Annotated in this window: 2 protein-coding genes; both read left to right on the top strand. The window is 33.0% G+C overall.

Annotated elements, in window-relative coordinates; genetic code table 11:
• Positions 1 to 129 precede the first annotated feature (129 nt).
• Entirely contained in the window at positions 130 to 957 is an 828-nt protein-coding gene (locus DW963_RS13055) for a ParA family protein (RefSeq protein WP_117916355.1), read from the top strand.
• Positions 958 to 959: 2 nt separating this feature from the next.
• Entirely contained in the window at positions 960 to 2159 is a 1200-nt protein-coding gene (locus DW963_RS13050; protein ID WP_117916353.1) for a ParB/RepB/Spo0J family partition protein, read from the top strand.
• Positions 2160 to 2319: the final 160 nt, after the last annotated feature.

Here is a 2319-nt window from a genome sequence, read left to right as displayed (position 1 = left end):
GTTTTTCTTGTCAAAAAAGTGAACTGAGTGCAAAATATTTAAATCAAGAAATATTTTTATAAAAAATCAATTGAAAAGAAAATGAAATGATGTATAATTAAATTAGATTAATATAAGAAAGGAAATACCATGGCGGAAGTAATTAGTTTAATTAACGAAAAGGGTGGGGTAGGTAAGTCAACCTCTGCTATTACGATTGCCCAGATTCTGGCAATTTCAGAGTATAAGATACTGCTTATTGACCTCGATCCACAGATGAATACAACGAAAATGTACGGTCAGGCTGAAGCTAATCCTGATATAGATTATGAACGTTTGTTTTGTACTAAATTAAATAATAAATCTGAAGTAATAGACTTCATTACTGAAACAGACTATAACAATATATCTATACTCACAGCTTCAAGAGAACTTAACAGCCTCATCTATAAAATCTATGACAAGATGAAAGAGATTAATGTTGAATTATATCTCCGCAATAATCTTGGTCTTATTAAAGATGAATTTGATTACATAATTATAGATAACTCACCATTCAAATCATATCTTACATCATGTGCAATGTGTGCCAGCGATAAGGTAATAACACCTATATGCGTGGACAACTTCTCATATGACGGACTTATGTCACTTTTTGATACAATAGAAGAGCTTAATGACAAATACGCTTTAAGCATTGAATTTGCTGGAATCTTCATGACAAGAGTAGCAGGAAGAACTACACTTTTCAGACAAATGTACGAAAGTTATGAAAATATGTTCGGTGACAGATTCTTACCTATATCAATCAGGAACTGTATTGCAGTCAATGAATCAAACACAACATTTGAACCACTATTAACATATGATAAGAAGTGTCCGGCAGCCCTTGATTACGTTGAGCTTGTTAATTATCTTGGACTTATGGATACAGCACATTATCGTAAACTTGCCAGATATCTGAAAGGAGAGAAGTAGTAATGGCTAAGAAGAATTTTAGTGCCGGAACAACCAAATCAGGTGTACTTAATAACGACGGCGGCGAAAAGCTTAGAGAAATACAGGCTAAGACACAGTACAATTTCAAATACATTCCTAAAGATAAAATCATTCCTAACCCTAAGAATGAGCAGTATTCTCAGGATGGAATAGAAGCCCTCAAAGAAAGTATTCTTGTTAATGGCCTCCGACATAATCTTTCAGTATTATATGATGCAGAGACAGATTTGTACCGCCTTATATCAGGTGAGCGTAGATATCATGCAATATGTCAGATGACAGATAAAGAATACCGCAATAATTTTCCGGCAGGAATTCCTTGTAAAATAGAAAAATCCGATATATCAGCAATAGATGAAGAGATTATGCTTATATCAGCCAACCATGATGTAAGAGAATCAAGCATGGAAGTGAAGAGATGGGAAGTAAGTCGTCTACTTGAACTTTACGAAGCAAAAAAACTCAATGGTGAAATTAAGAATATTCACGCAGAGATTGCCAACCAGCTTAATATATCTGAACGTCAGGCAAGAAAATATACTACAGCGGAGAAATTGATTCCTGAATTGTCAGAACTTCTAAATTCTAACGGTATTGATCTTAACCAGGCTGATAAATTCGGTAAACTCGATGAAGATGCACAGAAGACAATCCTTTCAATTATTCAGAAAAATGGAACAATAGAAAATGCTGAATTTCAGTCAATTAAGAAATTATCTGAAGAGAGAGCTGATGAAGCACGAGAATATAAGAAACAGCTTGATTCAGCAACTAGAGAGATAGAAGATAAGCAGCATACTATTGAACTATTAGAACAGAAGATTAACAACTTCCAGAATAGTGATAAATCGTCAACTGATCAGGAACCTAATAAAGACGACATGGTTAAATTTGCTATGCAGGCAAAAGAGAAAGCTGAACGGGAAAAAGCAAAGATGGAAGCACAAGTTGAAAAGCTGAAGCAGCAACAGAAAGAAAAAGAGCAGCGACAGACATCTATATCTGATTCAGAACTTAAAAGAATTAATTCCATTGCTAAACTGGAGCAGTCACTTAATCTGTTAGAAAATAATTTTGATGTACTTAAGAATAACAAAGCTATTATCAGGAATGATGCTGAATTAAAAATTCGAGTTGAAATATTGAAAAATAGACTGGTTGATTTAATAGAAAATCTCTAATTTGACCATTTGAGCTTTTTTTCGATACAGATACATATTTCTACAACTTAATAATAAAAATGCATATATGAGCATTTTACAAGGTCATTATTTTTGACGGGTATTATTCAGATTATAATTTTTCTGATATAATATCCGTCATTTTATATATATATTATTA

The sequence above is a fragment of the Eubacterium sp. AM46-8 genome, assembly GCF_003466705.1.
Lineage (GTDB): Bacteria > Bacillota > Clostridia > Lachnospirales > Lachnospiraceae > Lachnospira.
This window is presented reverse-complemented; position numbering and strand designations above follow the sequence as displayed.

Coding starts and splice junctions, on each gene's coding strand:
- DW963_RS13055 (WP_117916355.1), top strand. CDS start 130: ATGGCGGAAGTAATTAGTTTAATTAACGAAAAGGGTGGGGTAGGTAAG.
- DW963_RS13050 (WP_117916353.1), top strand. CDS start 960: ATGGCTAAGAAGAATTTTAGTGCCGGAACAACCAAATCAGGTGTACTT.